General features: G+C 65.3%; 1 pseudogene. It reads right to left on the reverse strand.

The annotated features are described in order from the left end of the window. A pseudogene (locus AC2VOP_RS14250) lies at window positions 1–1,551 on the reverse strand (cyclase); the annotation flags it as partial.

Below are 1,551 nucleotides of genomic sequence, written 5' to 3' on the forward strand. Positions count from 1 at the left end.
GCAGTGCTTCCACGAAGACTCTGGTTGCCTCGCCGCGGGTGATCATCTCACCCGCGTCGAACAGGTAGTCCACCACCGCACGAGCTAGCCCAATGGCGTCGTCGATATCACCGACCCCGGCTTTCTCCCTCGCGAGTTCGATATCGGCGACACGCACGGTGTTCTTTGAATATCCGTGACGCAAGTGCGCTTCGCGATACTGGTTGCGCAGCGTGAGAACGGTTTCCCAAGGCGGATTTTCCTCCCTCGCGAGGACGATGGCACGACATGCTCGGGCGATATCCACCGCGGCGTCGTCGCCGGAGTGCTCCGCTCGTTCCAGCGCTTCGGCGGTCTCCCGGTCGGCTGCCACGTCCGGCAGCAATACACCGAGGTGGACGGGGAAGCCGTACTTCCAAAACACGGCGATGGTGTAGGTCGTCGCGTCGACCGTGCGGGCCAAGGCGACTGCCTGATCGAGGTCTTCTTTCCAGCCTGGGAAGCCGAGGCAGTATCGGCTGGCTCCACGCATCGCAAACGCGGCTGCCAACGGTGATCCGACCATCAGGCCGCCCATGGTGGGGTTGCCTTCGGCCAGGTTTATGACGCGCTGCGCCATGCGCAGACTTTCGGCTGCCTCGCCCACTTGCCACTTGATATTGCTCGGCCCGATCAAAATCCCGACTGTCAGCGAGGGATCGCCGATCGGCTTGAGCAGCCGGCTGCACTCCGACGCCATACGTGCCGATTCCCGGAACCGGTTATGCATTATCAGCGCCATCATCAGGCCCCCCATGCCGATCGCCAGTGACACTTTATCGCCGGCGGCCCTGCATAGCTCGCGCAGTTCGTCGAAGCCGGTCTCGGCAGCGCTGCCGCTGACCCGCCAGGTGCTGGCACACAGCAGGGTGCGCGGGGCGATGCGCATCGACGTTCGGTCCGAATCGTCGGTGGGCAACCGGTCGGCGACCATACGGGCCCGCTCCCAACTCACTCGTGCGGCCCTGATGTCACGGTGTTGCGCCCATGCCCCCGCGCGCCTGTGCCAGGCGAAAGCGGCAGGTAGGTCCTCGGCAGCCTCGAGATGCTCGGCGATCAATGCCGCGTTCTGGTCGAGCGCATCCGGGTGGCGCTGCTCGATCGCGGCTGCCAGCCGCCGATGCAGCGCGGCACGGTCGGATTTGAGCTGCGATTCGTAGGCCACCGCACGGATCAACGGGTGATGGAAGGCATACTCCGCCTGCGGGGTGAACCGCACCTGATCAACGAGTTCGTTAGCGATCAACGGGGCGATCTCAGCGTCACCGTCGAGCAACGCCAACTGCTCTGCGCCAAACCGCAACCCGATCACCGCCGCGGCGTTCAGGGTCTGTTTGGCGACCGGCTCCAGCCGGTCGATACGGGCGGTGATGGTGGCCTGCAGAGTCGCCGGCACGACGACGTCGGCACGGTCGACGTGGCAGACATAGTTGCCGCGGCCACCGGTTAACACGCCACGCTCGGCCAGATCGCGCACCAGCTCCTCGGCGAAAAACGGGTTTCCCGCCGCCCGCTCGGCGACCCGCTCGACAA

The sequence above is a fragment of the Mycobacterium sp. TH-M106 genome (assembly GCF_057473765.1).